This is a genomic window from Pseudomonas sp. GW823-FHT03E05 (genome assembly GCF_058796855.1).
On record NZ_JBXAJB010000007.1, the window covers coordinates 1 to 26,083 of the forward strand.

Annotated in this window: 23 protein-coding genes; 8 read left to right on the forward strand and 15 right to left on the reverse strand. The window is 65.5% G+C overall.

Annotated features, from left to right (window positions below; all coding sequences use genetic code 11):
- Positions 1–250: 250 nt before the first annotated feature.
- Positions 251–718 (reverse strand): DUF1289 domain-containing protein, encoded by a 468-nt coding sequence (locus tag AC1RCO_RS25280; protein ID WP_011060930.1) that lies wholly within the window; start codon positions 716–718, stop codon positions 251–253.
- 409 nt (positions 719–1,127) lie between these two features.
- Here AC1RCO_RS25280 and acnB point away from each other — a divergent pair, with 409 nt between their 5' ends.
- Positions 1,128–3,737: a bifunctional aconitate hydratase 2/2-methylisocitrate dehydratase gene (gene acnB, locus AC1RCO_RS25285; protein ID WP_019094305.1), complete on the forward strand. Its 2,610-nt coding sequence runs from the start codon at positions 1,128–1,130 to the stop codon at positions 3,735–3,737.
- Between the two features lie 54 nt (positions 3,738–3,791).
- Here acnB and AC1RCO_RS25290 read toward each other — a convergent pair whose 3' ends face one another.
- Positions 3,792–5,465 (reverse strand): SulP family inorganic anion transporter, encoded by a 1,674-nt coding sequence (locus AC1RCO_RS25290; RefSeq protein WP_019094304.1) that lies wholly within the window; start codon positions 5,463–5,465, stop codon positions 3,792–3,794.
- A gap of 326 nt (positions 5,466–5,791) precedes the next feature.
- Positions 5,792–7,072 carry a serine/threonine transporter gene (locus AC1RCO_RS25295; RefSeq protein WP_011060927.1) on the reverse strand — a complete coding sequence of 427 codons (1,281 nt, stop codon included), beginning with the start codon at positions 7,070–7,072 and terminating at the stop codon, positions 5,792–5,794.
- 493 nt (positions 7,073–7,565) lie between these two features.
- On the opposite strand from AC1RCO_RS25295, the gene AC1RCO_RS25300 reads away from it, so the two are divergent.
- The 6 genes from AC1RCO_RS25300 to AC1RCO_RS25325 all read left to right on the forward strand — a co-directional run bounded on the left by AC1RCO_RS25300 (position 7,566) and on the right by AC1RCO_RS25325 (position 13,063).
- A complete protein-coding gene (locus AC1RCO_RS25300; RefSeq protein ID WP_123473253.1) occupies positions 7,566–8,105 on the forward strand; it encodes a cysteine hydrolase family protein in 540 nt (179 codons plus the stop codon).
- Positions 8,106–8,239: 134 nt separating this feature from the next.
- The gene (locus AC1RCO_RS25305; protein ID WP_019094301.1) at positions 8,240–8,635 is read left to right on the forward strand and encodes a VOC family protein; all 396 of its coding nucleotides are present in this window, start codon (positions 8,240–8,242) and stop codon (positions 8,633–8,635) included.
- 17 nt (positions 8,636–8,652) lie between these two features.
- The gene (locus AC1RCO_RS25310; protein WP_065363844.1) at positions 8,653–9,603 is read left to right on the forward strand and encodes a 2-hydroxyacid dehydrogenase; all 951 of its coding nucleotides are present in this window, start codon (positions 8,653–8,655) and stop codon (positions 9,601–9,603) included.
- Positions 9,604–9,850: 247 nt separating this feature from the next.
- Complete coding sequence (locus AC1RCO_RS25315) at positions 9,851–10,918, forward strand: phosphotransferase family protein (protein ID WP_011060923.1); 1,068 nt, start codon at positions 9,851–9,853, stop codon at positions 10,916–10,918.
- A gap of 39 nt (positions 10,919–10,957) precedes the next feature.
- On the forward strand, positions 10,958–11,725 hold the full coding sequence (locus AC1RCO_RS25320) for an SDR family oxidoreductase (protein ID WP_011060922.1): 768 nt from the start codon (positions 10,958–10,960) through the stop codon (positions 11,723–11,725).
- Between the two features lie 231 nt (positions 11,726–11,956).
- Positions 11,957–13,063 carry a Gfo/Idh/MocA family protein gene (locus AC1RCO_RS25325; protein WP_492618147.1) on the forward strand — a complete coding sequence of 369 codons (1,107 nt, stop codon included), beginning with the start codon at positions 11,957–11,959 and terminating at the stop codon, positions 13,061–13,063.
- A gap of 56 nt (positions 13,064–13,119) precedes the next feature.
- Here AC1RCO_RS25325 and AC1RCO_RS25330 read toward each other — a convergent pair whose 3' ends face one another.
- The 11 genes from AC1RCO_RS25330 to AC1RCO_RS25380 form a co-directional block, all read right to left on the reverse strand.
- A complete protein-coding gene (locus AC1RCO_RS25330) occupies positions 13,120–14,556 on the reverse strand; it encodes an FAD/NAD(P)-binding protein (protein WP_019094299.1) in 1,437 nt (478 codons plus the stop codon).
- Between the two features lie 13 nt (positions 14,557–14,569).
- Positions 14,570–15,337: an ABC transporter ATP-binding protein gene (locus AC1RCO_RS25335; protein WP_015635334.1), complete on the reverse strand. Its 768-nt coding sequence runs from the start codon at positions 15,335–15,337 to the stop codon at positions 14,570–14,572.
- Positions 15,338–15,340: 3 nt separating this feature from the next.
- Positions 15,341–16,675, reverse strand: coding sequence for an ABC transporter substrate-binding protein (locus AC1RCO_RS25340; RefSeq protein ID WP_011060918.1), 1,335 nt, complete (start codon positions 16,673–16,675; stop codon positions 15,341–15,343).
- Positions 16,676–16,703: 28 nt separating this feature from the next.
- A complete protein-coding gene (locus AC1RCO_RS25345; RefSeq protein ID WP_011060917.1) occupies positions 16,704–17,753 on the reverse strand; it encodes a branched-chain amino acid ABC transporter permease in 1,050 nt (349 codons plus the stop codon).
- Between the two features lie 4 nt (positions 17,754–17,757).
- Positions 17,758–18,639: a branched-chain amino acid ABC transporter permease gene (locus tag AC1RCO_RS25350; RefSeq protein ID WP_011060916.1), complete on the reverse strand. Its 882-nt coding sequence runs from the start codon at positions 18,637–18,639 to the stop codon at positions 17,758–17,760.
- Positions 18,639–19,415, reverse strand: coding sequence for an ABC transporter ATP-binding protein (locus AC1RCO_RS25355; protein ID WP_011060915.1), 777 nt, complete (start codon positions 19,413–19,415; stop codon positions 18,639–18,641). Before AC1RCO_RS25355 ends, AC1RCO_RS25350 begins: the two co-directional genes overlap by 1 nt.
- Positions 19,412–20,401 carry an AMP-binding protein gene (locus tag AC1RCO_RS25360; protein WP_262214771.1) on the reverse strand — a complete coding sequence of 330 codons (990 nt, stop codon included), beginning with the start codon at positions 20,399–20,401 and terminating at the stop codon, positions 19,412–19,414. The genes AC1RCO_RS25355 and AC1RCO_RS25360 overlap by 4 nt, the downstream gene beginning before the upstream one ends.
- A gap of 153 nt (positions 20,402–20,554) precedes the next feature.
- Positions 20,555–21,958 carry an LLM class flavin-dependent oxidoreductase gene (locus AC1RCO_RS25365; RefSeq protein ID WP_019094297.1) on the reverse strand — a complete coding sequence of 468 codons (1,404 nt, stop codon included), beginning with the start codon at positions 21,956–21,958 and terminating at the stop codon, positions 20,555–20,557.
- Positions 21,958–22,422 (reverse strand): acyl-CoA dehydrogenase, encoded by a 465-nt coding sequence (locus AC1RCO_RS25370; protein WP_011060912.1) that lies wholly within the window; start codon positions 22,420–22,422, stop codon positions 21,958–21,960. Before AC1RCO_RS25370 ends, AC1RCO_RS25365 begins: the two co-directional genes overlap by 1 nt.
- Before the next feature lie 11 nt (positions 22,423–22,433).
- Positions 22,434–23,636 carry an SfnB family sulfur acquisition oxidoreductase gene (locus AC1RCO_RS25375; protein ID WP_492618148.1) on the reverse strand — a complete coding sequence of 401 codons (1,203 nt, stop codon included), beginning with the start codon at positions 23,634–23,636 and terminating at the stop codon, positions 22,434–22,436.
- Positions 23,637–23,837: 201 nt separating this feature from the next.
- Positions 23,838–24,401 carry a helix-turn-helix domain-containing protein gene (locus AC1RCO_RS25380; RefSeq protein ID WP_065363838.1) on the reverse strand — a complete coding sequence of 188 codons (564 nt, stop codon included), beginning with the start codon at positions 24,399–24,401 and terminating at the stop codon, positions 23,838–23,840.
- Here AC1RCO_RS25380 and AC1RCO_RS25385 point away from each other — a divergent pair.
- Positions 24,396–25,403 carry a DMT family transporter gene (locus AC1RCO_RS25385; protein ID WP_015635330.1) on the forward strand — a complete coding sequence of 336 codons (1,008 nt, stop codon included), beginning with the start codon at positions 24,396–24,398 and terminating at the stop codon, positions 25,401–25,403. The two genes, AC1RCO_RS25380 and AC1RCO_RS25385, sit on opposite strands and share 6 nt — an antisense overlap.
- 163 nt (positions 25,404–25,566) lie before the next feature.
- Here the strand turns inward: AC1RCO_RS25385 and AC1RCO_RS25390 are convergent, their stop codons facing one another.
- Positions 25,567–25,926 carry a hypothetical protein gene (locus AC1RCO_RS25390; RefSeq protein WP_169891825.1) on the reverse strand — a complete coding sequence of 120 codons (360 nt, stop codon included), beginning with the start codon at positions 25,924–25,926 and terminating at the stop codon, positions 25,567–25,569.
- Positions 25,927–26,083 lie beyond the last annotated feature (157 nt).

The window sequence follows — 26,083 nt, forward strand, 5'->3', positions numbered from 1 at the left end:
TACAGAGCCCGATCAACCTCACCCCGTAGGAGCCGGCTTGCCGGCGAAGAGGCCCGCAAGCCTTGCACCGCCCTGGCAGCCGTCTTCGCTGGCAAGCCAGCTCCTACAGAGCCCGATCAACCTCACCCCGTAGGAGCCGGCTTGCCGGCGAAGAGGCCTACAAGCCTTGCACCGCCCTGGCGGCCGTCTTCGCTGGCAAGCCAGCTCCTACAGTGGCATTTGCGTGGGGGGGACCTTGGCGGCGGAGCACTCAGCCGAGGGCATCCTTGAGAAAGCCGGGGGCGATGTAGCGCTGGTAGTGGGCTTCGGACAGCAGGAAGAATTCCCGATCAATGGCGTCGCGCAACTCCGGCAGGGCCCAGTCGCGAAACTCAGGCAGCAGCACCATCCCATAGGCATCGAGCTGGTTGATCACCCGCGCGCCACGGGCAATCAGCTGGTAGGCCCAGCAATACTCGGACTGATGGGGCACGAAGCGGATCTTGCGCTGCTCCAGCTGCTCGCGCAGGCGCACCGGATCGAAGACTTCCAGCTTGGCCGCCATCACCTGCACCAGCAGGTGCTCAAGACGCAGCCAGACCGCGCGTTTTTCCTCCTCGTTGTAACCATTCCAGTTGATCACTTCATGGTGGAAACGCTTGCAGCCACGGCATACCAGATCGCCGTAAACCGTGGAACAGAGGCCGACGCAGGGGGTCTTGATGGTCTGATTGGGCATAGATAGACAACGCACGCAAAAGCAAAACAGTGGGCAATGTTAGCCCTTTGTCTAAGATTGATCACCCCTCAAACTTCAATACAGCAACTTACGTTGAGGCTTTTTTTACCGTAGAATCAGCCAGCCTTTTTAGGCGCCAATGTCCGTTTGAAGCTGTTTTCAAAGCGTCACGAGCACAGTCGTTCCTTCAGAGCGGTGTTGGCGAGGGGTTTTTCCAGCGGGGAAAAACCCAACGCCAACCCTCATCAGCTCCCCGTTCTGCAGGCGTAAAACTTTGAAAGCAGCTTCTGTAAGGAATTGTCGGTAATTCTGGCTAAGTGGCCCACAACGCCACGCAGCGCATGAGTACGGCAATTTCGGGATGAGCGTCCCGGACACCCATTTGGGACCACTGATGAGGGTAATAACTGTGCTTGAAGCCTACCGCAAACATATCGAAGAGCGTGCAGCACTGGGTATCGTTCCCCAGCCGCTTAACGCCGAACAAACTGCAGGCCTGGTCGAGCTGCTGAAGAATCCCCCGGCTGGCGAAGAAGCTTTCCTCGTTGACCTGATCACCAATCGCGTTCCACCAGGAGTCGACGAAGCCGCCTACGTCAAGGCCGGTTTCCTCTCCGCGCTGGCCAAAGGCGAAGCCTCCTCCCCTCTGATCGACAAGAAGCGCGCCGTTGAACTGCTGGGCACCATGCAGGGCGGCTACAACATCGTGACCCTGGTGAACCTGCTGGACGACGCCGAACTGGCGCCAGTGGCCGCCGCTCAACTCAAGCACACCCTGCTGATGTTCGACGCCTTCCACGACGTCGCGGAAAAAGCCAAGAACGGCAACGTTCACGCCCAAGGCGTACTGCAATCCTGGGCCGACGGCGAGTGGTTCAAGAACCGCCCGGTACTGGCCGACAAGATCAGCCTGCGGGTGTTCAAGGTCACCGGCGAAACCAACACCGACGACCTCTCCCCTGCTCCTGATGCCTGGTCCCGCCCGGACATCCCGCTGCACGCCCTGGCCATGCTGAAAATGGCCCGTGACGGCATCGTTCCGGACGAGCAAGGCAAGACCGGCCCGATGAAGCAGATCGAAGAAATGCGCGGTCAAGGCTTCCCGATCGCCTACGTCGGCGACGTGGTCGGCACCGGTTCCTCGCGTAAATCGGCCACCAACTCGGTGCTGTGGTTCTTCGGCGACGACGTGCCTTATGTTCCGAACAAGCGTGCCGGCGGCTTCTGCTTCGGCAGCAAGATCGCCCCGATCTTCTACAACACCATGGAAGACGCCGGCGCCCTGCCGATCGAATTCGACGTGTCGAAGATGAACATGGGCGATGTGATCGACCTGTACCCGCACGCAGGCAAAGTCTGCAAGCACGGTACCGACGAAGTCCTGGCCACCTTCGAAATGAAGACCCCGGTCCTGCTCGACGAAGTCCGTGCCGGCGGCCGTATCCCGCTGATCATCGGCCGTGGCCTGACCGAGAAGGCTCGCGCCGAACTGGGCCTGCCTGCGTTCGACCTGTTCAAGAAGCCCGAAGCCCCTGTTGAAAGCACCAAGGGCTTCACCCTGGCGCAGAAGATGGTCGGCAAGGCCTGCGGCCTGGCAGAAGGCAAAGGCGTTCGTCCTGGCACCTACTGCGAACCGAAGATGACCACCGTGGGCTCCCAGGACACCACAGGTCCAATGACCCGTGACGAACTGAAAGACCTGGCGTGCCTGGGCTTCTCCGCTGACCTGGTGATGCAGTCCTTCTGCCACACCGCGGCGTATCCGAAGCCGATCGACGTGACCACCCACCACACCCTGCCTGACTTCATCATGACCCGCGGCGGCGTTTCCCTGCGTCCGGGCGACGGCATCATCCACTCGTGGCTGAACCGCATGCTGCTGCCGGACACCGTCGGTACCGGTGGTGACTCCCACACCCGTTTCCCGATGGGCATCTCGTTCCCGGCCGGCTCCGGCCTGGTGGCGTTCGCCGCTGCCACCGGCGTCATGCCGCTGGACATGCCGGAATCGATCCTGGTGCGCTTCAAGGGCAAAATGAAACCTGGCATCACCCTGCGTGACCTGGTCCATGCCATTCCTTACTTCGCCATCCAGAACGGCCTGCTGACCGTCGAGAAGAAAGGCAAGAAAAACGCCTTCTCCGGCCGCATCCTGGAAATCGAAGGCCTGGAAGGCCTGACCCTGGAGCAGGCGTTCGAACTGTCCGACGCCTCGGCCGAACGTTCGGCTGCCGGTTGCACCATCAAGCTGTCGAAAGAGTCGATCACCGAGTACCTGCAGTCCAACATCACCCTGCTGCGCTGGATGATCGGCGAAGGCTACGGTGACGCACGTACCCTGGAACGTCGCGCTCAAGCGATGGAAGCCTGGATCGCCAACCCTGAGTTGATGGAAGCCGACGCCGACGCCGAATACGCCGAAATCATCGAAATCGACCTGGCCGACATCAGCGAGCCGGTACTGTGCGCGCCGAACGACCCGGACGACGCCCGTCTGCTGTCCAGCGTTGCTGGCGAGAAGATCGACGAAGTGTTCATCGGTTCGTGCATGACCAACATCGGTCACTTCCGCGCTGCCGGTAAACTGCTGGATCAGGTCAAGGGCCAGCTGCCAACCCGTCTGTGGCTGTCGCCGCCGACCAAGATGGACGCTCACCAACTGACCGAAGAAGGCTACTACGGCATCTACGGCAAGGCCGGCGCACGCATGGAAATGCCAGGCTGCTCGCTGTGCATGGGTAACCAGGCACGCGTCGAGCCGAACAGCACCGTGGTGTCGACCTCGACCCGTAACTTCCCGAACCGTCTGGGCGATGGCGCCAACGTCTACCTGGCTTCGGCCGAGCTGGCGTCGGTGGCTTCGATCCTGGGTCGCCTGCCGACCGTCGAGGAGTACATGGAATACGCTGGCAAGATCGACAGCATGGCGGCCGATATCTACCGCTACCTGTCCTTCGACCAGATCGCCGAGTTCCGTGAAGCGGCTGCCAACGCCAACATCCCGGTGGTGCAAGCCTAAGGCTGTAGCGTTGTAAGAAGGAACGCCGCGTATTCCACGATACGCGGCGTTTTTTTATGCCTGGGAAATAGCCCCGGCCTTCCAGCCCCGCAGGCTCTCCTGCAGCGTGTCGTCGACGCTGGTGCCGCTGAGCAGCACCTGGTACTCGCGGCTCGACGGCAGCAGTGCCAGGGCGTCCTTGGCCTCGTGCTTGAGCCGCGCCAGGGCCAGGTGCTTGTGCTCCAGGCTGACCTGGCGGAAGAACTCGTCCAGGGCCTCGATGCTGGTGCCGTCCAGGTCCGGGGACTCCTCCAGGCTGAGGATGATGCTGTGGATCGGCGCCTGCACATGGCGGATCAGGCGCAGGGCGCCGCCGAGGATGCGTTCGGCGTTGGCGAAGAACAGCGCCTCCCCCGGCCGCAGGATCAGCACGCCGGGCACCTGCCGGGCCTGAGGATGACGGCTGAGATCGACAAAGTCGTGGCCGCTGCCCAGTTGCCCGAGGATCTGGATATCCGCCGCCGACATCTGCCGCAGCAGCAACAGGATGCTGATGCCCACTGACAGCAGCAGCCCGTCCAGCACCCCCAGCACCAGCACCGCGCTGACCGCGCAGATCACCAGCACCCGGTCACGCCGCCAGATGAAGTAGCGCCCCAGGGGTTGCAGGCTCAGGCCATGGCCCAGGGCGTACATGACAATCGCCGCCAGCACCGGCTCCGGGGTCAGGGCGATATAGGGCAGCACGGTCAGCACGATGAGCAGCATCACCGCCGCCGCGGTCAGCCCTGCCAGGCGCGAGCGCGCCCCGGCCGCTTCATTGGCGGAGGTGGCCGAGTAGCCGGCCCCCGCGGGCATGCCATGGAACAGCCCCGAGAGCAGATTGGAAGCGCCCAGGGCCAGCAGGTCGCGGTTGGAGGAAACCCGGTCGCCATGCTTCAGGGCAAAGGAGCTGATGGAACCATAGGATTCGGCATACAGGATCATCACCAGGGCGAACGCCAGCTCCCCCAGGCGCAGCCAGTCGGCAAAAGGCAGTTGCGGCAGGCTCGGCACCTCCAGCTTGAGTTCGATGACCCCGATCAGGTCGACGCCATGGGCCGGCAGGTTGAACCACTGGCCGGCGCCAATGCCGATCACCACCGCCACCAGCCCGCCGGGCACATAGGGAATTCGCGAGCAGATCCCCAGCACCAGCAGCGCCACCGCCGCCACCGCGGCGCCGGCCCAGTTCCATTGCGGCCACTGCTCCAGCAACTGCGGCAGGAAGCGCACCAGGTTACCGGTGCTCAGGTGCACCCCGACCACGGTGGCGAACTGCTTGAGGACAATGGTCAACGCCAGGCCGAAGGCAAAGCCGCGCAGCACCGGCTTGGCAATGAAGGCGGTCACGCCCCCCAGGCGGAACAGCCCGGCCAGGAGGAAGAACACCCCAGTGAGCAGCACCAGGGCAAAGGCCAGGCTCAGGCGCAGCTGGGCGTCGCCACCGGCCAGGGACAGGGTGGCCGCCGCCAGCACCGCGGCCGACGATGAAGTGGCAGAAACAATGGCAAAGCGGCTGGTGCCCAACAGGCCGTAGCACAGCAACCCGGCAAACAGGGCAATGACCCCGGCCTGGGGCGGCAAGGCGGCGATGCTGGAATAGGCTACGGCTTCCGGCAACAACAGGCCGGCAATGGACAGGCCGGCCAGCAGGTCGCGGGTGCGCTTGGGTGCAGCGGTTGGGTGGGTCAGGGGTTCAGTGGCCAATCGGGTTCATCCGTGACAACGCAAAATCCAGATTCAGGGGGTGTCGCCCAACGGAATAAACGTGTTTGGGCAGGCTTGCAGCCAGAGGGGCGGGAATGGCCACGGGCGGGTTCCTGGCAGCAATAAGAGCACCAGCTTAGCCCTTTATTCAAGGCAGCAAACAATCCTGATCAATGCCTTGAACGACAACGCCGCCGGTACAGTGAAGTACCGACGGCGTTGTGTGCAGCAGCGGGTTCGCCAGGGAGGCGTCCGCGCGCCTTGCAGTTGGCTTGCGGGCCTCTTCGCCGGCAAGCCGGCTCCTACCGGAAGGCGCCGGGAGGCTGTCAGGACGCCAGGGAGTACACCAGGGCAGTAATGGCCACCAGGCCCACCAGGGTCACGAAGACGTTGGAAGCCTGGCCGCGGTAGCGGGCCATGGCCGGCACCTTGCGAATGGCGTACATCGGCATCAGGAACAGGATCGCCGCGATCACCGGGCCGCCCATGGTCTCGATCATCGTCAGGATGCTCGGGTTGAGGGTGGCCACGGCCCAGCAGATCACCAGCATGAAGGCGGCGGTCACCCGGTCCAGGGTTTTCGTGCCCGGGCGCCGGCCGCTCTTGCCGATCAGGCCCTTGAGGCCTTCGCTGGCACCGATGTAGTGGCCCAGGAAGGACTTGGCGATGGCCACGAAGGCAATCAACGGCGCGGCGAAGGCGATGGTCGGATTCTGGAAATGGTTGGCCAGGTAGGACAGGATCGACAGGTTCTGCGCCTTGGCTTCCGCCAGCTGCGCCGGGTTCAGGGTCAGTACGCAGCTGAAGACGAAGAACAGCACCATGCCCACCATCAGCAGGTGGGCGCGGGAGAGAATCTGCGAACTGCGCTCTTCGGCGTGCACGCCATAGCGGCGCTTCTGGTCCACGGCAAAGGCCGAGATGATCGGCGAATGGTTGAACGAGAAGACCATCACCGGAATCGCCAGCCACAGGGTATGCAGGAAGGCCGAAGGCGCCGGGACATCGCTGACGGTGGCGAGGATGCCGCCATTCCAGTGCGGGATCAGGAACACCGCGAGGAACAGCAGGGCCACGATGAACGGGTAGACCATCAGGCTCATGGCCTTGACGATCACCTGCTCGCCGCAACGCACCACCACCAGCAGGCCGAAGATCAGCACCAGGGCCAGGATCGCCCGCGGTGGCGGCGCGATGTGCAGTTGGTTGGTCATGAAGCTGTCGACGGTGTTGGTCAGGGCCACGCTGTAGATCAGCAGGATCGGGAAGATCGCCAAAAAGTACAGCAAGGTGATCAGGGCACCGGCGGTGAGGCCGAAATGCTCTTCCACCACGTCAGTGATGTCCGCACCGTCACGCCCGGAAAGCACGAAGCGGGTCAGGCCGCGGTGTGCATAGAAGGTCATGGGGAAGGCCAGCAGCGCCAGGATCAACAGCGGCCAGAAACCGCCGATGCCGGCATTGATGGGCAGAAACAGGGTACCGGCACCGATGGCCGTGCCAAACAGGCCGAGCATCCAGGTGGTGTCTTGGCGGTTCCAGCGGGTTAGGGTCGCTGGGGCCGCGGTTTCAAAGCGTTGATCAACGCTGTTGGCCTGATCATTCATCCGGTGGGATCTCCACATTCCGGTCGTTTGCCATTCACCCGGGCGTATCGGAGTACCCGACAGGCAGTGCCCGAGCGAAAAGAGGGGGCGCGATTGTCCGGGATTCCAAGGGCGCTGCATAGACTCAGCTGAGGAACGGTTTATGCGCTGCAGGTATTTTTTCGTTTGATGGGAAAGCGTCTGGCCCGGCCCTCTCCCGCTCAATCCGGGTTCCGCAGGAGCTGGCTTGCCAGCGAAAGGCGCCCGCCTGAAGACGCCATTCGCCGGCAAGCCGGCCCCTAGTAGGCCGCGTTGACAAGCCTCACGGGCAGGCGGCATGATCGGACCCCATGAATATCTACGCGCTGAACCCTACCTCCACCACCACGACTGCCTCCGGCGGGTCGTGTGGTGGCTGTGCGGGATGACACAAGCACAGTAGAACCAAGGCCCCGCCAGCAATGGACGGGGCCTTTTGTTTCTCCGTCCAGCTGGCACTACAAGGAGAGACAAGATGCCTTTATCCAACGCCAAGCGTGCCCTGCTGGTGATCGACATGCAGGTTGGCCTGTTCAATGGACCGGACAAGCCCTACAAGCGCGAGCAGGTCCTGGAAAACATCAACCAACTGATCCGCCGCGCCCGCCAGGCCGGAGCGCCGATCTTCGCCGTGCGCCATACCGGCCCCGCCGAATCCCCGATTGCCGCTGGCAGTGCATTCTGGCAACTGCTGCCGACCCTGGAAGTGGATGAAGAGCTGGACTGCGTACTGGACAAGACGCGCCCCAGTTGCTTTGTCGGCACCGGGCTGGCCGAGCGCCTGCAGGAGGCCCAGGTCAATGAACTGGTGATCGCCGGCATGAAGACCCAGTACTGCGTCGATACCACCTGCCGCGCCGCCGGCGACCTGGGCTTTGCCGCCGTGCTGGTAGAGGACGCCCATACCTGCATGGACACGCCGCTGATCGGGGCAAGAACCATCATCGCCCACCATAACGCCACCCTGAACGGCCCCTTCGTGCGCCTGGCCACGACCGCCGACGTAACCTTCTGACCCCATCGTCCCCACACCGCCCCGGGCACGCCGAACATGGCGTGATGCCCCCGGGAACGGTGCCGGCGAGCATTGCCAAAATCCCTCGCAACCCGCACCCTTGAGCCTTCGCCCCTGCCCGTATGGAACCCTCCATGAGCGCCACGACGATCGCCGGCTGCCTCCTCTACAGCCTTGATCCACCTTCCCTCGCCCGCTTCTATGCCGAACTGCTGGGCTGGCCCATCACCGAACAGCAAGCCGACTACCAGCAACTGGCCCACCAGGGCTTCGAGCTGACCCTGGTCCAGGTGCCGCCAGCGATTGCTGCGCGCATCGTCCTCCAGGAACCGCCGCTGCCCCGCAGCGATTGCGCCTGCAAGCCGCTGTTCCAGGTAGACGACCTGGCCCGGGCCCGGCAGCGCGCTGCCAAGGCCGGTGGCCGGGTGTACGAAGCCGAGCGCGAATGGCAATTCAAGGACGCCCGGGCCTGCGACGGCATCGACCCGGAAGGCAACATCTTTCAATTGCGCCAACCCCTGCCCCGCTAACCCACGAGGAGTCCGCCATGCGCGCCACCGTTCTGGTCCTGGTTGAAAACGTCAACGCCTACCTGCCGCACCTCGAAGACCTGGGTTTCAGGCTGATCCTGGCGCCCACCCCACAGACCCGGGCCCAGGCGATCCGGGACCACGCCGGGCAGATCGATGCGGTGCTGACCCGTGGCCCCCTGGGGCTGAGCGCGGCGGAAATCGCCGCCCTGCCCCGATTGCAGATCATTTGCGTGATCGGCGCCGGCTATGAGCAAGTGGACCTGCAAGCGGCGAGCAATCGCGGGATCGCAGTAACCAATGGCGCCGGGGTCAACGCCTCGTCCGTGGCCGATCATGCCCTGGCCCTGCTGCTGGCCCTGGTGCGCGGCATTCCCCAGTCCGACGCCGCGGTACGCCAGGGGCACTGGCCGAAGGTGCTGCGCCCGTCCCTGGCCGGCATGCGCCTGGGGGTGCTCGGCCTCGGCGCCGTGGGCCAGGCCATCGCCCGGCGCTGCGCCCTGGGCTTCGACATGCCGGTGAGCTACCACAGCCGCCAGCCACGCCCCGACCAGCCCTACCGCTTCTGCCCGACCCTGGTGGAACTGGCCCGGGACTCGGACGTCCTGGTAATCGCCACCCCGGGCGGCGCCGACACCCGGCACCTGGTGGACCAGCCGGTGCTGGAAGCCCTTGGCCCCGAAGGTTTCCTGGTGAACATCGCCCGGGCCAGCGTGGTGGACACCAACGCCCTGCTGCAGGCCCTGCAGCAGCGGCGGATTGCCGGCGCGGCCCTGGATGTGTTCGATGACGAACCCCAAGTCCCGGACGCCCTCAAGGTGCTCGACAACGTGGTGCTCACGCCCCACGTCGCCGGCCTTTCGCCCCAGGCCAGCCGCGATACCGTGGCGATGGTCGGCCAGAACCTGCTGGCCCACTTCGAAGGCCGGCCACTGCTGACCCCGCTGGCCCTGCCGGCACCGAACTGACCCAGCCCCGAGTCAACGCCTATGCTCGTGGGGCGGACAACCTCTGTGCCTGCATGACTGGTGTAGGAGCCGGCTTGGTCTCATCGGGTCGTAGACACACGGGGCTAAATTCAAACGCTTGTATCAAAAGCAATGATTGTCCGGCAACACGCGCACCTATAAAGGCCCGCCGCGATTGTGAGGGGCCGGTAGGCGCATTAGATTAGCCAATAATCTCTGGCCTCCAGAATAAGCAGAAGGGATAAGCATGGCGCTTACAGACCAGTCCACCCGCACTCGCTCCGGCGAGGAACTCGATGCCAACCTGATCGACCCGTACCTCAAGGCGCACATTCCCGGCCTGAGCGGTACGCCGCAGATCAGCCAGTTCCCGGGCGGTGCCTCGAACCTCACCTACCTGCTGGAATACCCCGGGCAGGAGTTTGTCCTGCGTCGCCCGCCCTTCGGCCACAAGGCCAAGTCGGCCCACGACATGGGCCGCGAGTTCCGCATTCTCAACCAGCTCAAGGACGGTTTCCCCTACTGCCCCAAAGCCTACGTGCACTGCACCGACGAGTCGGTGATCGGCGCCGAGTTCTATGTCATGGAACGGGTCAAGGGCATCATCCTGCGCTCCGACCTGCCGCCGGAGCTGGGCCTGGATGCCGGCCAGACCGAGGCCCTGTGCAAGAGCTTCATCGATCGTTTCGTCGAGCTGCACCGGGTCGACTACAGCGCCTGCGGCCTGGGTGACCTGGGCAAGCCCGAAGGCTATGTGCAGCGCCAGATCAAGGGCTGGAGCGACCGCTACGAGAAGGCCCTGACCCCGGACGCGCCGCACTGGGAAAAGGTCAAGGCCTGGCTCAACGAGAAGATGCCCGCCGACCACCCGACCTCGAGCATCGTGCACAACGACTACCGCTTCGACAATGTGATCCTCGATCCACAGAACCCGATGCAGATCATCGGCGTGCTGGACTGGGAACTGACCACCCTGGGCGACCCGCTGATGGACCTGGGCAACACCCTGGCCTACTGGATCGAGGCCGGCGACCCGGCGCCGGTGCAACTGATGCGCCGCCAGCCGAGCAACGCCCCGGGCATGCTCACCCGCCAGCAGTTCGTCGACTACTACGCCGAGCGCGCGGGAATCGAAATCGGCAACTTCGACTTCTACTACACCTACGGCCTGTTCCGCCTGGCCGGCATCGTGCAGCAGATCTACTACCGCTTCTACCATGGCCAGACCCAGGACAAACGCTTCGCGCAGTTCATTCACATGAACAAACTGCTGGAGCAGATGAGCCTGCAGGTCATTCACAAATCCAGCCTCTGACCGCGCCCCGGCGCTCGACAGCCAAAACAAGGAAAAACCATGTCCAAGACTCAGTTGTTCGACCTCGACGGCAAGATCGCATTCGTCTCCGGCGCCAGCCGCGGCATCGGTGAGGCCATTGCCAAGTTGCTGGCCCAGCAAGGCGCCCATGTCATCGTGTCGAGCCGCAAGCTCGAAGGTTGCCAGCACGTGGCCGACGCGATCATCGCCGCCGGCGGCAAGGCCACCGCCATTGCCTGCCACATCGGTGAAATGGAGCAGATCAGCCAAGTCTTCGCCGGCATCCGCGAACAGTTCGGGCGCCTGGACATCCTGGTCAACAACGCCGCGACCAATCCGCAATTCTGCAACGTCCTGGACACTGACCTGGGGGCCTTCCAGAAGACCGTCGACGTCAACATCCGCGGCTACTTCTTCATGTCGGTGGAAGCCGGCAAGCTGATGCGCGAAAACGGCGGCGGCAGCATCATCAACGTGGCCTCGATCAACGGCATCTCGCCGGGGATCTTCCAGGGCATCTACTCGGTGACCAAGGCCGCGGTGATCAACATGACCAAGGTCTTCGCCAAGGAATGCGCGCAGTTCGGCATCCGCTGCAACGCCCTGCTGCCGGGCCTGACCGACACCAAGTTCGCCTCGGCCCTGGTCAAGAACGACGCCATCCTCAAGACAGCCCTGGCGCAGATCCCCCTCAAGCGCGTGGCCGACCCCAGCGAAATGGCCGGCGCGGTGCTCTACCTGGCCAGCGACGCCTCCAGCTACACCACGGGTGTCTCGCTCAATGTGGACGGCGGCTTCCTCTCCTGAGGCCCGCTTGCACCACAAAAAAGGCAGCCTCCGGGCTGCCTTTTTCATTTCCCGAAGGAGCTGGCTTGCCAGCGAAGAGGGCCTTGAGCCCAGCGCAACCCAAGCGGCCCCTTTCGCCGGCAAGCCGGCTCATGCAAGCGCCTTTCAAAATTTCAATTCCACCAATTGCAATTAAAGAATATTTATTCCATAACTAGCCCTCCCTAGAACAATGATTCTGCAGGTGCGGTTATGGACGAGCTCGGCATTGGTTTGATCGGCACCGGTTTCATGGGGCGTGCCCACGCCCTGGCGTTTCGCAGTGCCGGCGCGGTCTTCGAATTGCCGGTGCGCCTGCACTTGGCGGCCCTGGCCGACGCCGACGCCCAGCGCGGCGAACACTGCGCCGGCGCCTGGGGCTTTGCCCAGGCCCATGCCGACTGGCAGGCCCTGGTGGCCAACCCCCGGGTCAACCTGGTGGCCATCACCACCCCCAACCACCTGCACTTCCCCATGGCCATGGCGGCGCTGGCCGCAGGCAAGGCGGTGTACTGCGAAAAGCCCCTGGCGGTCAGCGTCGAACAGGCCCGGCAGATGCACCACGCGGCCCAGGCCGCCGGGGTGGTGACCCGGGTGGGCTACAACTACCAGCACAACCCGGTGATCGCCCAGGCCAGGGACATGATCGGCAACGGCGAACTGGGGCAACTGGTGAGTTTCCAAGGCGAGTTCAGCGAAGACTTCATGGCCGACCCGGATGCCCCCTGGTCCTGGCGTTGCGAGCCGCAGCACGCCGGCGGCGCCCTGGCGGACCTGGGCAGCCACCTGCTGGCCATGGCACGCTTTCTCATGGGGCCGGTGCAGGCGGTGTGCGCCGATACCCAGACCGTGCACCTGCAACGCCCCACCGAAGCCGGCAGCCAGGAACGCCGCGCCATCGCCGTGGATGACCAGGCCCATGCCCTGCTGCGCTTTGCCAATGGCGCGCGGGGTACGCTGAGCAGCAGCTGGATCAAGCATGGTTACAAGAACCACCTGAGCTTCGAGATCAGCGGCACCCTCGGCACCCTGGCGTTCGACCAGGAACGCCTCAACGAACTGCGCCTGTACCGGGTCGGCCAGAAGGGTTTCCAGCACCTGCTGGCCGGGCCCGCCCTGCCCGGCTACGCGGCCTTCAGCCCGGCCCCGGGGCACCAGCTGGGCTACAACGAACTCAAGACCCTGGAAGTTCACGAATTGATCATGGCCCTGTGCGGCCAGGGCCGGGACGGCACGGATTTCGCTGAAGCCTGGGAAGTGGAGCGCCTGGCCGCGGCGATCCGCACTGCCGCCGCCGAACAGCGCTGGGTGGCACTGTAGGAAGCGGCTTGCCGGCGAAGGCGATCTTGCGGGCGCCTTCGCTGGCAAGCCAGCGCCTACGGTTGGTGGTTGGCCAGGCGCGCGGCCAGGGCCTTGGCCTGCAGGGCAACGTCGGTGACGGCGGTGCTTTCCCACCACAGGCCGCGCAGGGGCGGCCCCATGGCGAACAGGCGCTCGCAGGCCTGGCCCTGGGCGTTGTGCACGGCACCATCGGGTGCGGCGCTGATGCCCAGGGCCAAAGGCCCGGGTGTCACCAGGCCGCGGGCCAGCAGCTGGCGCGGCAAGGGCCGCGCCACCCGGCGCCAGTCGTATTCGATGCCGCTGGAGTTGATCAGGGCATCGCCCGCCATGCGCACGCTGTCCTGGCTGCCGCGGTAGCGCAGGCGGATCGCCAGCCGGCCTTCGTCGCCCGGCTCCAGGCCCTGGTAGCAAGCGGCATGAATCCGCAACCGCCCTTCTTCATGCAGGCGCGCCACCAGCTCGGCGCTCAGGGGCGGCGAGCGATGGTGATGGCTTTCCCACCAGGGCCGTACATGGCGCACGAACTGGCGTTTGTGCACCTCGCTGGCCTGGCTCCACAGGCGCCCTATATGCACCCGCACCGTGTCCAGCGGGGCCTGCCAGTCGATGCCCTGGGCCTCGGCCACGCGGCATTGCTGGCGCAGCGCCCGCAGCAGTTGCCGAGGGCTGCGGATGCTCGGGTCGGCGCCGAGAAAGTCTTCCCAGGCCGGGGGCTGGCGGCGCACGTGCGGCAGCAGCCCATGCCGGGAAAACACCTCAATCGGCCCACGATGCCCGGCCTGCTCCAGGGACACCACGGCGTCCACCATGGTCAGCCCGGAACCGATGATCAGCACCGTCGCCCGGGGATCGAGGCGGGCCATGGCGGCCACATCCCAGGGGTCCAGCGCCGCGGCATTCAGGCCGCTGGAGCGGGTCTGCGGGGTACGCGCCGCCGGGAACATGCCGGTGGCCAGCACCGCCACCGCGCCGGGCAGTTGCCGGCCATCGGCCAGGGTCAGTAGCACGCCGTCAGGGCCGGTTTCCAGGTCCACCGCCTCGCCCTGCACATGGCTCAACGAGGAGCCCTGCGCCCGGCCCTGCACCTGGGCCTCGGCCAGGCGCTGCTGGACGTAGACACCAAACAGCCCGCGAGGTGGAAACAGTTCGCTGACCGGCACATGCTGGCGGTCCGACTCGGGCCAGCCGCCCTCGGCAATGTGTCGGGCCAGCCATTGGGTCAGGTCGTCGGCGTTGTCCGGGTCGACGCTCATGCGCGCGGCGTTGCCATTGAGGGTGTGCCCCAGCTCCACGGCGCTGTAGGCCTCGCCGCGCCCCAGCTCGCTGCGCGGTTCTATGACCAGGATCCGTCGCTGGCCCGGCAGGCGCAGCAACTGGGCGGCCAGCAAGGCGCCGCTGAGGCCGCCGCCGACAATCAGGATTGGCGCATCACGGGTGGCAGGGGTTGCCTGTCCGGTGTGGGTTTGGCTCATGGAATGCTCACGGTCAGTGTTTGCCCAGGTAGAAATCCTGCAGGTCGCCCCGGGCCAGCAGTTGCTCGGCGCTGCCGGACAAGGCCACCCGGCCGGTGTCCAGCAGGTAGGCATGGGAAGCGTACTTGAGCGCCAGATTAATGCTTTGCTCGGCGATCAGAAAGCTCACCCCCGCCTCGCGATTGAGCTGGGCGACGATCTGGAAAATCTCCTGGACGATAATAGGCGCAAGGCCCATGGACGGTTCATCCAGCAGTACCAAAGTAGGACGAGTCATCAACGCCCGGCCGATGGCCAGCATCTGCTGCTCGCCACCGGAGGTCAGCCCGGCGCGCACCCGGCGCTTGGTCAGCAGCCGCGGAAACCAGCTGTAGATACGCTCCAGGTCCTGTTCCAGCTGGCGCCGGCCCAGGCCACGGACAAAGCCGCCGGCGCGCAGGTTGTCTTCCACCGTCAACTGGGGGAAGACGTGGCGCCCTTCCAGCACATGCACCATGCCCTGGCGCACCCGCTGGCTGGGGTCGACCCCGGCCAGGTCCTGCCCGGCAAAGGCGATGGCGCCGCGGCTGAGCTCGGCACGCTCGGCCCGCACCAGCCCGGAAATGGCCTTGAGGGTGGTGCTCTTGCCGGCGCCATTGGCCCCCAGCAAGGCGACGATGGCCCCCCGGGGCACGCTCAAAGATACCCCGGCCAGCGCCAGGATCACGCCGTCGTAGATCACCTCGATGTCCTGTACCTGCAGCAAGGTCTCGGCCGTCGCGGCCGTAGCGCTGTGGCTCATGGTTCAGTCACCCTCGTTGCATGTACGGGGCACCAGGCGCTTCTCCTTGGCAAAGGCCGCGGCCTTTTCGTCGATCAGCGGCCGTAGCAGCGCGCGGTCGGCGGCAATCCACTCGCTGATCAGGGTCCAGTTGGCGCCGTCCCATTGCTGCACCCGGGCCGCGCCGCCACCTTCGTGATCGCGGCAGGACAGCTTGAGGTTCTGCATCAGCCCCAGGTAACCCATGTCCTTGAGCCGGGCGTCGTCGATGTTCAGGTGTTCCAGGCCCCAGCGCCCTTCCTCGCCATTGAGCGGGCGCTTGCCGAACTTGCCCTGGGCGGTCCGGATCGCCTCCACCGCCACCGCCGCGTTCACCAGGCCGGAGTTGTAGTACACGCTGCCGAAATTCTTCAGGTCCTTGAGGTCGCTCTTGCCGGTATCGAGGATGTACTGCTTCAGGCGCTTGTGGATCTCGAAGTCACTGCCCGCCGGGTAGGGCGTCAGCGCCAGGTAGCCCTTGGCCGCGGCGCCGGCCGGCAGCACGTCTTCGCTGGAGCTGGCCCAGATATCGCCGATGATGTGGTCCACCGGGAAGCCGAAGCGCGCGGCGGTCTTCACCGCCACCGGGGTGGACACGCCCCAGGTGCGCAGGAACACCCAGTCCGGGTTCTGCTGACGGATCTGCCGCCATTGCGCCGATTGCTCGTTGCCCGGGTCGGCCACCGGGATCTGGATGTTCTCGAAACCGTACTTCTCGGCCAGCAGCTTGAGCGGCCCGAGGGTTTCCCGGCCATAGGCGGAGTCGTGATAAAGCGTGGCGATCTTCTTGCCCTTGAGCCGGTCGAACCCGCCCTCGCGCTGGGCGATGTAGTTCACCAGGGTCGAGGCCTCGCTGTAGAAGGTCAGCATCACCGGGAAGTTGTAGGGGAACACCGTGCCGTCGGTGGCTTCGGTGCGGCCGTAGCCCAGGGTGATCAGCGGGATTTTGTCCACCTCGGCACGCTCACTCAGGGCATAGGCCGCCGGTGCGCCGTTGGGCTGGTAGACCGCTACCGGTGCGCCATCCAGGCCGTTCTTGAAGCGCTCGTAGCACTCGATGCCCTTCTCGGCGGTCCATTCGGTCTCGCACTCCTGCCACACCAGCTTGACCCCGTTGATGCCGCCCTCCACCTGGTTGATGTAGTTCAGGTAGTCGATCATCCCGGCCCACACCTGCACCCCGCTGGAGGCATAGGCGCCGACCCGGTAGGTGGCCAGGGGGAAGAATTGCTGGTCCGGCCCGGCCTGGGCTGCCGGGGCAACGGCCGCCGCCAGCAGCAACGCCGCGCCGGCCAGGGAAGCTTTCAAGGATGCACGCATGTTGTCTCTCTGTTCTGGGAGGAGGAATTCAGAAGCGCAGCGGCCAGTGCCGCAGGCGCTCGCGCAAGTTGCCCAGCAAGCGGATCAGGCCCTCGGGTTCCTTGATCAGGAACAGGATGATCAGCACGCCGAAAATGATTTTCTGCAGGTTCTGCAACTGCCCGGCGTCCACCGCCCCGCCCAGCAGCGCCTGCCCGGCATGGCTGAGGAGAATCGGCAACAGACTGATGAAGGCCGCGCCGACGAAGTTGCCGGCCACGCTGCCCATGCCGCCGATAATGATGATGAAGAGGATCTGGAACGAACGATTGATATCGAAGCTGCTGGCGCTGGCGGTGCCCAGGTAGGCGAAGGCCCACAGCGCACCGGCGATGCCCAGGTAGAACGAGCTGACGGCAAACGCCTGGCGTTTGTAGCGGGCCACCGGGATGCCGATCACTGCGGCGGCGGTGTCCATGTCGCGGATCGCCATCCAGTTGCGCCCGACCTGGCTGCGCACCAGGTTCTGCGCGACCCAGGTCAACAGCAGCACCGTCACCAGGGTCAGCAGGTAGCGCCCCTGGGGGTGGTTCAGGTCATGGCCCAGCAGGCTCAACTGCGGCGCCGAAATGGTGCCCGAGGAACCGTAGTTGTAGAACCAGGGAAACTTGACGAACAGCCACTCCAGGAAGAACTGCGCCGCCAGGGTGCTGACCATCAGGTAGAAACCCTTGATCCGCGAGCTGGGCAGGCCGAACAGCCAGCCCACCAGGGCGCTGATCAGGCCGCCGCCGAGCAGGGCCAGGGGCAGCCCCAGCTGCGGCAGGCGCAGCAGAATACCGTAGGTGGCAAAGGCCCCCACGGCCATGAAGCCGGCGGCGCCCACCGAGGTCTGGCCGGTGTAGCCGGTCAGCAGGTTGAGCCCGAGCCCGGCCAGGGACAGCACCAGGAACGGAATCAGGATCGCGTTGAGCCAATAGTCGTTGCCCAGCACCGGCACCACGCCGAAGGCCAGCAGCAACAGGCCGGCCAGGCCCCAGGGCAGGCGGCGCTGGACCAGCAGCAAGGGGGCGGTTTGCCGCGTCAGAAGAAGGGACATCAATTCACACTCGCTCGATGGCCCGCTCGCCGAACAGGCCGGCGGGGCGGATGTAGAGGAAGGCCAGGGCCAGGACATAGGCGAACCAGGGGCTGATGCCGCCGCCAATCAGCGGGCCGATATAGACCTCCGCCAGGTTTTCGGCGGCGCCGACGATCAGGCCGCCGGCAATCGCCCCGCCGATCGAGGTGAAGCCGCCGATGATCAGCACCGGCAGCGCCTTGAGCACCACCAGCGATAGAGAGAACTGCACCCCCTGGCGTGCCCCCCAGAGCAGCCCGGCCACCAGCCCCACCACCCCGGCCACCGCCCAGACGATCTGCCAGATGCGGTTGAGGTTGATGCCGATGGACAGCGCCGCCGTGGTGTCGTCGGCTACCGCCCGCAGCGAGATGCCGATGCGGGTCTTGTTGAACAGCAGCGCCAGCACCGTCACCAGCACCAGGGCGGTGGCCGCGGCAATCAGGTCGAACTGGCTGACCATCAGCGGCCCGAGGAACAGCGGCACATCGTCGATGCCCAGGTCCAGGGCCCGCACCTGGGAGCCCATCAGGCCCTGGGCCAGGCCCTCGATGATGAACGACAGGCCCAGGGTGGCCATAAACAGGGTGATCGGCGAACGGTTGACCAAGGGTCGCAGCACCAGGCGTTCGATCAGCCAGGCGCCGAGGATCATCACCAGCACCGTCAGCAACAGTGCCAGGGCGAAAGGCACGCCCTGCTCGTGCAGGCTGACGAAGGTCAGCGCGGCGAACAGCAGCATCGAGCCCTGGGCGAAATTGAACACGCCACTGGCCTTGTAGATCAGCACGAAGCCGATGGCCACCAGTGAATACAGGGTGCCGGCCAGCAGACCGCCGAGCAGGGTTTCGAAGAAGAATGCCATCAGTGCACGGCCCCCAGGTAAGCGGCGATCACCTCGGGGTTGGCCTGGACCTCGGCCGGTGTGCCATCGCCCACCTTGCGTCCGTAGTCGAGCACCACCACGTGGTCGCACAGGTCCATGACCACCGCCATGTCGTGCTCGATCAGCACCACGGTGGTGCCCAGGTCACGGTTGATGTCGGCGATGAAGCGGGCCATTTCCTGCTTCTCCTCGGCATTCATTCCGGCCAGGGGTTCGTCCAGCAGCAACAGGCTGGGCCCGGCGATCAGCGCCCTGCCCAACTCGACGCGCTTTTGCAGGCCATAGGCCAGGTTGCCCACCGGCACATCGCGCAATGCCTGCAATTCCAGAAACTGCAGGATGCCTTCGGCCAGCTGGCGGAATGCCCGGGCTTCACGGCGTGCCCGGGGCAAGCCCAGGGCCTGTTCGATGAAGCGCGCGCGGGAGTGGCGCGAAAGGCCGGTGAGCAGGTTGTCCAGCACGCTCATCTTCTTGAACAGCGCGTTGTTCTGGAACGTCCGGCCGATGCCCCGGCGCGCGGCGTCCAGCGGGTCGATGCGCTGCAACGGCTGGCGCTCGAACACGATGGTCCCGGCGTCAAAGCGATAGACCCCGTTGAGCACGTTGAGCAGCGAACTCTTGCCCGCGCCATTGGGGCCGATCAGGGCACAGATCTCGCCCCGGCGCACCTCGAACGACAGTTGATTGATGGCCTTGACCCCCTTGAACGACAGGGAGATGTCACTGACTTGCAAAATGGATTCGGCGTGGCTCATGCAATGTTCCGTGTGAATTCGACGATCCAGGCCGGGGTGGCCGGTGGCGTCGTGGCCTGGGGGGCCTGCCAGATGAATTGCAGGCGAGAAAAGCCCAGCAGGCGGCGCACCCGATGCTTGAGCAGGCGCGCCAACAGGCCCTGGGGATGGGCCAAGGCCCACTCGCACAGGCGTCGGCGCCAGCTGTCGGGGGGCGCCAGGCGGCTCTCGACCTCGTCCGCCAGGCGTTGCAGGCGCTGGGGCGACAGCAGCAGGCCGCTGGGGGCTACCTCCCGCCGGTCGCGGCTGGTCGAGCCGCGGCTTTCGGCGAAGGCCAGGCACTGGCCACTGCCCAGCCATTGCTCCAGCAGCACCGTCAGGCCCTCCTGCCATTGCGTGCCCTCCTCGCTCCACAATTGGCCGCTGCCGACCGGGGCGCGCCAATTGGCCTGGCGCCGGGGTGGCTCGCCCCGGCCCAGCAGCTCGCGCAATTCCAGCAGGGGCAGATGCGCGCCTTCCGGCAGGCGCGGCAAGGCTTGCCCGGCAATCAGCAACTGCGGGGCCAGAGCGTTTTCACTGGCGGCGACCCAATCCAGCACCTGCTGGCGCGAATGCACGAAGGCGTGGCTCGGTTGCAGGCGCCACAGGGTCTGGCGCAGGGCTTGGGGCGGCAGCTCGTCGTCCAGGCTCAGCACCTCGGCGCCAAGGCTGTGGGCCGCCAGGGCCAGCAGGAGCAGGTCCGGTTCGAAGCGGGCGCTGACTGCCAACCGCGAATCCGGCGTCAGGCCCTGCTGGCGCAGGCCGTCGGCCAGGCGCTCGACGTCCCGCAGGGCGTCGATCCAGCGCCAGGCGTACCAGTGGCCGTGGCGCTTGTGGCGCAAGGCGTTGTGCAACGGGCTGACCTGGGCCCAGTGGCGCAACCGCTCCAGGGCCCCGCTCAACTGCAGCCGGGCCTGGGGCGCTGGCGAATCCGCGCTCGGCGCACGCTTGAGTTCATGCACGCTCATGAGTTGACCTCGATCTCTTGGCAATCGCGTGCGGTGGTCCGCTGGCTGGAAATGAACGGGGGGCCTTGTGGGCCTTTTCGCTTGTAGGAGCCGGCTTGCCGGCGAAGGCGTGGACCCCTTCGCTGGCGAGCCAGCTCCTACAGGGCGCGGGGTTCAGGCGCTGGCACGTTGTGCGGCTGCTTGGCGTTGCCCGCCCAGGTTGCGCCAGGCGCTGCCCGGGTGGCTTTCGGGCAGGCGCGGGCCGGCGCCGAAGAGTTTTTCCCGCAGGGTGCCCGGGGCGTATTCGGTCTTGTAGACGCCCCGCTTCTGCAACTCCGGCACCAGCAGTTCCACGGCGTCGATAAAGCTTTCGTGGGTCAGCGCATACGCCAGGTTGAAGCCGTCGACGTCGGTTTCTTCCACCCATTCCTGAAGCAGGTCGGCGACGGTTTCCGGGCTACCGACGAACAACGGGCCAAAGCCGCCGATGCCCACCCAGTCCGCCAGTTCATGGGGTGTCCAGACCTTGTTCGGGTCTGCCGTGGAGAAGGCCTCCACCGCCGACTGGATGGCGTTGGTGTGCACGTGCTTGAGGGGCTCGTCGGGCTTGAAACGGCTGAAGTCGATGCCGGTCCAGCCGGAAATCAGCGCCATGGCGCCCTCGTAGCTGACCCAGGATTTGTATTCCTCGAACTTGGCCTTGGCCTTGGCGTCGGTCTCGCCCAGGATCACCGTCTGCAGGTTGAAGATCAGGATCTTCGACGGATCGCGCCCGGCCTCGGCGGCCCGGCGGCGGATGTCGGCCACGGTCTTTTTCAGCAGCACCTTGGACGGCGCGGCGACGAACACGCATTCGGCCTGCTCGGCGGCGAACTGCTTGCCCCGGCTGGATGCCCCGGCCTGGTAGAGCACCGGGGTACGTTGCGGCGACGGCTCGCAGAGGTGGATGCCCGGCACCTGGAAGTGTTTGCCGACATGGCGGATCTCGTGGATCTTGCTCGGGTCGCTGAAGATCCGTCGCTCGCGGTCGCGCAGGATCGCGCCGTCTTCCCAACTGCCTTCCCAGAGCTTGTAGCAGACCTCCAGGTACTCCTCGGCGTAGTCGTAGCGAGCGTCGTGTTCGGTCTGGGCCTGCTGCCCGATGTTCTTGGCCCCGCTCTCCAGGTAGGAGGTGACGATGTTCCAGCCGGCGCGGCCCTTCGTCAGGTGATCGAGGGTGGATAGGCGCCGGGCGAAGGGGTACGGGTGCTCGAAGGACAGCGACGCGGTGAGGCCGAAGCCCAGGTGCTCGGTGACCAGGGCCATGGGCGGGATCAGCTGCAGCGGGTCGTTCACCGGGACCTGGGCGGCCTGGCGGATCGCTGCCTCGCCGTTGCCGTTGTAGACGTCGTAGATACCCAGCACATCGGCGATGAACAACCCGTCGAACTTGCCCTTTTCAAGGATTTTCGCCAGGTCGGTCCAGTACTCCAGGTCCTTGTACTGCCAGGAGCGGTCCCGGGGGTGGGCCCAGAGGCCCGGCGACTGGTGGCCGACACAGTTCATGTCGAAGGCATTGAGGCGGATTTCACGGGACATCACACAACACTCCTGAAACCTTGGGGTGGCACGCCATTGAGGCGGTAGTTGCCGATCAGTTGGTATTTCCAGCGCAGCGGGTCATCCAGGGTCTGGGGCTGCGGGCTGCGCTGACCGGTGAGTTCGAACTCGGCGTCGCTGGCCGCCAGCAGTGCCTGGCCCGCGGCAATCGCCGCCTCGGCCAGGGCCACCGCAACTTCCGCCGGGTCCGGCTCTTGTTCTATCTGGCGCTGGGCCCGCTCCTGCAGGGCCGCGGCCAGGTCGATGCGGATGTTCAGGTCGCCAAAGCGGCTGATCACATAGGGGTCGTCGCTGGCCCTGGCCAGGCCGCTGCCGCTCCAGGGCCGGGCCTGCTCGCGGATGAAATCCAGGGTTTGCTGCAGCAGGACGCGGGCCCGCTGCAGGACCTGGGCGTTGTGTTCCAGGGCCGCTTGGGGGGTGTCGGGGCGGGTCAGTGCATTCATGGCGCAGTCCTTCAGTTCCAGGCGTGGCGGGCCGGCTTGATGCCGTTGAGCAGGTAGTTGCCGATCAGGTGATATTTCCAGCGCGCCGGATCGTGCAGGGTGTGGGTGCGGGCGTTGCGCCAGTGGCGGTCGAGGTTGTACTTGCCCGACACCGAACGGGTGCCGGCCAGTTCGAAGAGTTTGCTGGCGGCGAGCAAGGCACTCTCCGCCGACAGCACCTTGGCCTGGGCCACCACCAGGGAGGCCTGGGCGACGCTGTCTTCACCGGGCTGGGCCAGGGCCTGATCGACCGCCTCGGCGGCCTTGGCGAGGATCGCCTCGGTGCCGTGCACCCGCCATTCCAGGTCGCCGATGGCGGCGATGGTGAACGGGTCCTGCCAGCCATGGTCCAGGCCGCTGTCGATCCACGGCCGGGATTGCCGGGCATGATGCTTGGCGTCTTCCAGGGCGGCGACGGCGATGCCGGTATCCACCGCGGCCTGGATGATTTGCGAGATCGGGCCATCGGCGGTGGGCTGGTCGAAGGCCCGATGGGCCGGGATCACCGCGCTGCGCGGCACCCGCACCGCCTTGAGGCTGACCCCGCCGCTGGCGGTGGTGCGCTGGCCGAAGCCGTCCCAGCTGTCGACCACCGTGAGGCCAGGGTTGTCGCGCTCGATAAAGGCAATGTGCGCCTGGTTGTGTTCGTCCACCGCCACCGTCGGGACGATGTGGGCGAACAGCGCCCCGGTGCAGTAGAACTTCTCGCCGTCGATCCGCGCCTGGTCGCCGGTGAAGCGGATCTGGGTTTCAAAGGCGCCGACGTGCTTGCTGCCGGCCTCGGAAAACGCATTGCCGAAGCGGTAGCCCTGCAACACCTTGGCGAAGTAGTGCTGCTTCTGCTCTTCGCTGGCGGTCTGCAGCAGGATGTCCACCACCCCCAGGTGGTTCTGCGGCAACTGGCCGAGAGACGGGTCGGCGGCGGAAATGAGCTTGATGACTTCCACCAGGGTGGCGTAGGACACCCCGGCACCGCCGTACTCTTTGGGGATGGTGATGCCCCACAGGCCGCTGGCGGAAAATTCGTCGAGCTCTGCCCGGGGCAGGCGCCGTTCGCGGTCGCGCACCGCAGCCTCCACGGCAAAGCGCTGGGCCAGGGCCTGGGCCACGCTGATGGCCTCGGCATCGCTGCGGATGATGTGGGCACTGCGAGAGGGTTGGGCTGGGACTGTCATGGGCCGACTCCGCTTCCTGAAGATCAAGATGAACACCGCTCGGGTGCTCGCTATCAGGACAATTGCAGGAGTCGTGCCTAAATATAATTTCTTTTATTATCAGTAAGTTAATGAGTTATCTAGAGAAAGCTCATCAACTGAAAAAAGGCAAAATGTTCAACCACTGTTGGTCAGCCAACAGTGGCCGGCACGCGAGGGGAATCAGAACACCACGTTGCGCACGAAGCGCGTGGCCTGGGCGCCGTCATTGCGATAGCCGTGGGGAACATGACTGGCGAACATGAAGAAATCGCCGCTTTCCAGGCGCCGTTCAGTGTCGCCAAAGAACACCGTCAGGCAGCCCTCGAAGACGTAGATCTGCTCGCTCCAGCCTTTGGCATCGCATTCCGAGTGATAGACCTCGCCGGGCTCCAACTGCCACTCCCACAGCTCCACCTCGCGACTGGCCTCGGCCTTGGCCAACAGCACCGCCTTGCTGCCCGGGATGGCACCGGCCCAGGCCAGCTCATTGATGCGGCTCGGGTCCCGGGCATCCGGGGCCTGGATCAGGTCGCTGAAGGCCACGTTCAAGGCTTCCGCCACCCGGTCCAGGGTGCCGAGGCTGACGTTCTTCTCCCCCGCCTCTATCGCCACCAGCATCCGCCGGCTGACATTGGATTTTTCCGCCAGGGCGCTCTGGCTCAAGCCCGCGGCATTGCGCAGGCGGCGGACGTTGAGGCTGACATGTTGCAGGACCGAGGCCCGCTGGACGTTTTCTTTGTGCACTATATTGCTCACTCCCGGGGCCTGCGCAGTATACTGCCCAACTTCCGGCGCATTGTGCGTCCCCCTCAGGTAGCACGCAAGGCCATGACAGCAACGCCCTCCCGCGGATTCCAGTTCAAGTTGAGCAAGGCCGAAGCCGTGCTGGTGCTGATCACCATGATCTGGGGCGGCACCTTCCTGCTGGTGCAGAACGCCATGAGCGTCAGCGGGCCGATGTTCTTCGTCGGCCTGCGCTTTGCCGCAGCGGCGTGCATGGTCGGTGCATTCTCACTGCGCCACTTGCGCGGCCTGACCCTGTTCGAACTGCGCGCCGGGGCCTTTATCGGCACCGCGATCATGCTCGGCTACGGTTTGCAGACCGTGGGCCTGCAAAGCATTCCCAGCAGCCAGTCGGCGTTCATCACCGCCCTTTATGTGCCCTTCGTGCCGCTGCTGCAATGGCTGTTCATGGGCAAGCGCCCGGGGTTGCTGCCGAGTATCGGCATCATGCTGGCGTTCACCGGGCTGATGCTGCTGTCCGGGCCCAATGGCGCCTCCCTGGACTTCAGCCCCGGGGAGATCGCCACCCTGATCAGTACCGTGGCCATTGCCGCGGAGATCATCCTCATCAGCAGCTTCGGCGGGCGGGTGGATGTGCGCCGGGTCACCGTGGTGCAACTGGCGGTCACCTCGCTGCTGGCGTTCGCCATGGTGTGGCCGACCGGGGAAGCGCTGCCGGGGTTTTCCTGGCTGCTGCTGGCCAGCGCCCTGGGCCTGGGGGCTGCCAGCGCGGTGATCCAGCTGGCAATGAACTGGGCGCAGAAAAGCGTCTCGCCGACCCGCGCCACCCTGATCTATGCCGGCGAGCCGGTGTGGGCCGGGATTGTCGGGCGCATCGCCGGGGAGCGCCTGCCGGGGCTGGCGTTGCTGGGCGGCGCCTTGATCGTGCTGGCGGTGATCATCAGCGAATGGAAGCCCAAGGCAGAAGCCGGACAGCAGAGCGGCGAGGCGGTGGAGTCCTGAGCAACGGCCCGCTGCGGGGGGTGGCTTGCTGGTGAGGGAGCTCTTGAGGGCCCTTTCGCTGGCAAGCCAGCGCCTACGGCTGGCTGGGGTAGTGGTGGGGACTGTAGGAGCCGGCTTGCCGGCGAAGGTGCTCTTGCAGGCGCTCTCGCTGATAGGCCAGCGCCTACAGTGCGGGGTCCCCGGGGGCGTAGAGCCAGGTGGGGACGGTCAGGGAGCCCTTGTGCTTGGGCTCCAGCAGTACCCGGTCATTTTCAGGCTCGCCGTGATAGTAGAAGTAGGCGTGGTAGAGCGCATGCCCCTCGGCAAAGGCGCGGTCGAAATAGAGCACCGTGCCAGGCGGCAGCACATAGTTGCGCTCATCCCCCTGCGGGCCTTCGATGACCAGCGCCTGGCGGGTCTTGAGCATATCGGGGCGGTCCAGATAATGCTCCAGGCCAATGCCCGATGCCGCACCGAAGGCGGTGAACAGCACGGCGAACGCGCCCCGTCGAAACAGCCGGCCCAAGGCCGATCCTTTAATCATGTGCACCCTTGTCGATCCTTGTGGCGGCTTGAGCTGGGCAGGGCATTTGCCCCACAGCACCCGGTGAACGGGCGCATCAGGCATTTGTCTCCTACCTTTGAAAGCGTATGTAACATTTCTTAGGGGGCCCGGGCCGCGCATGGCGGTTGGTGATCCA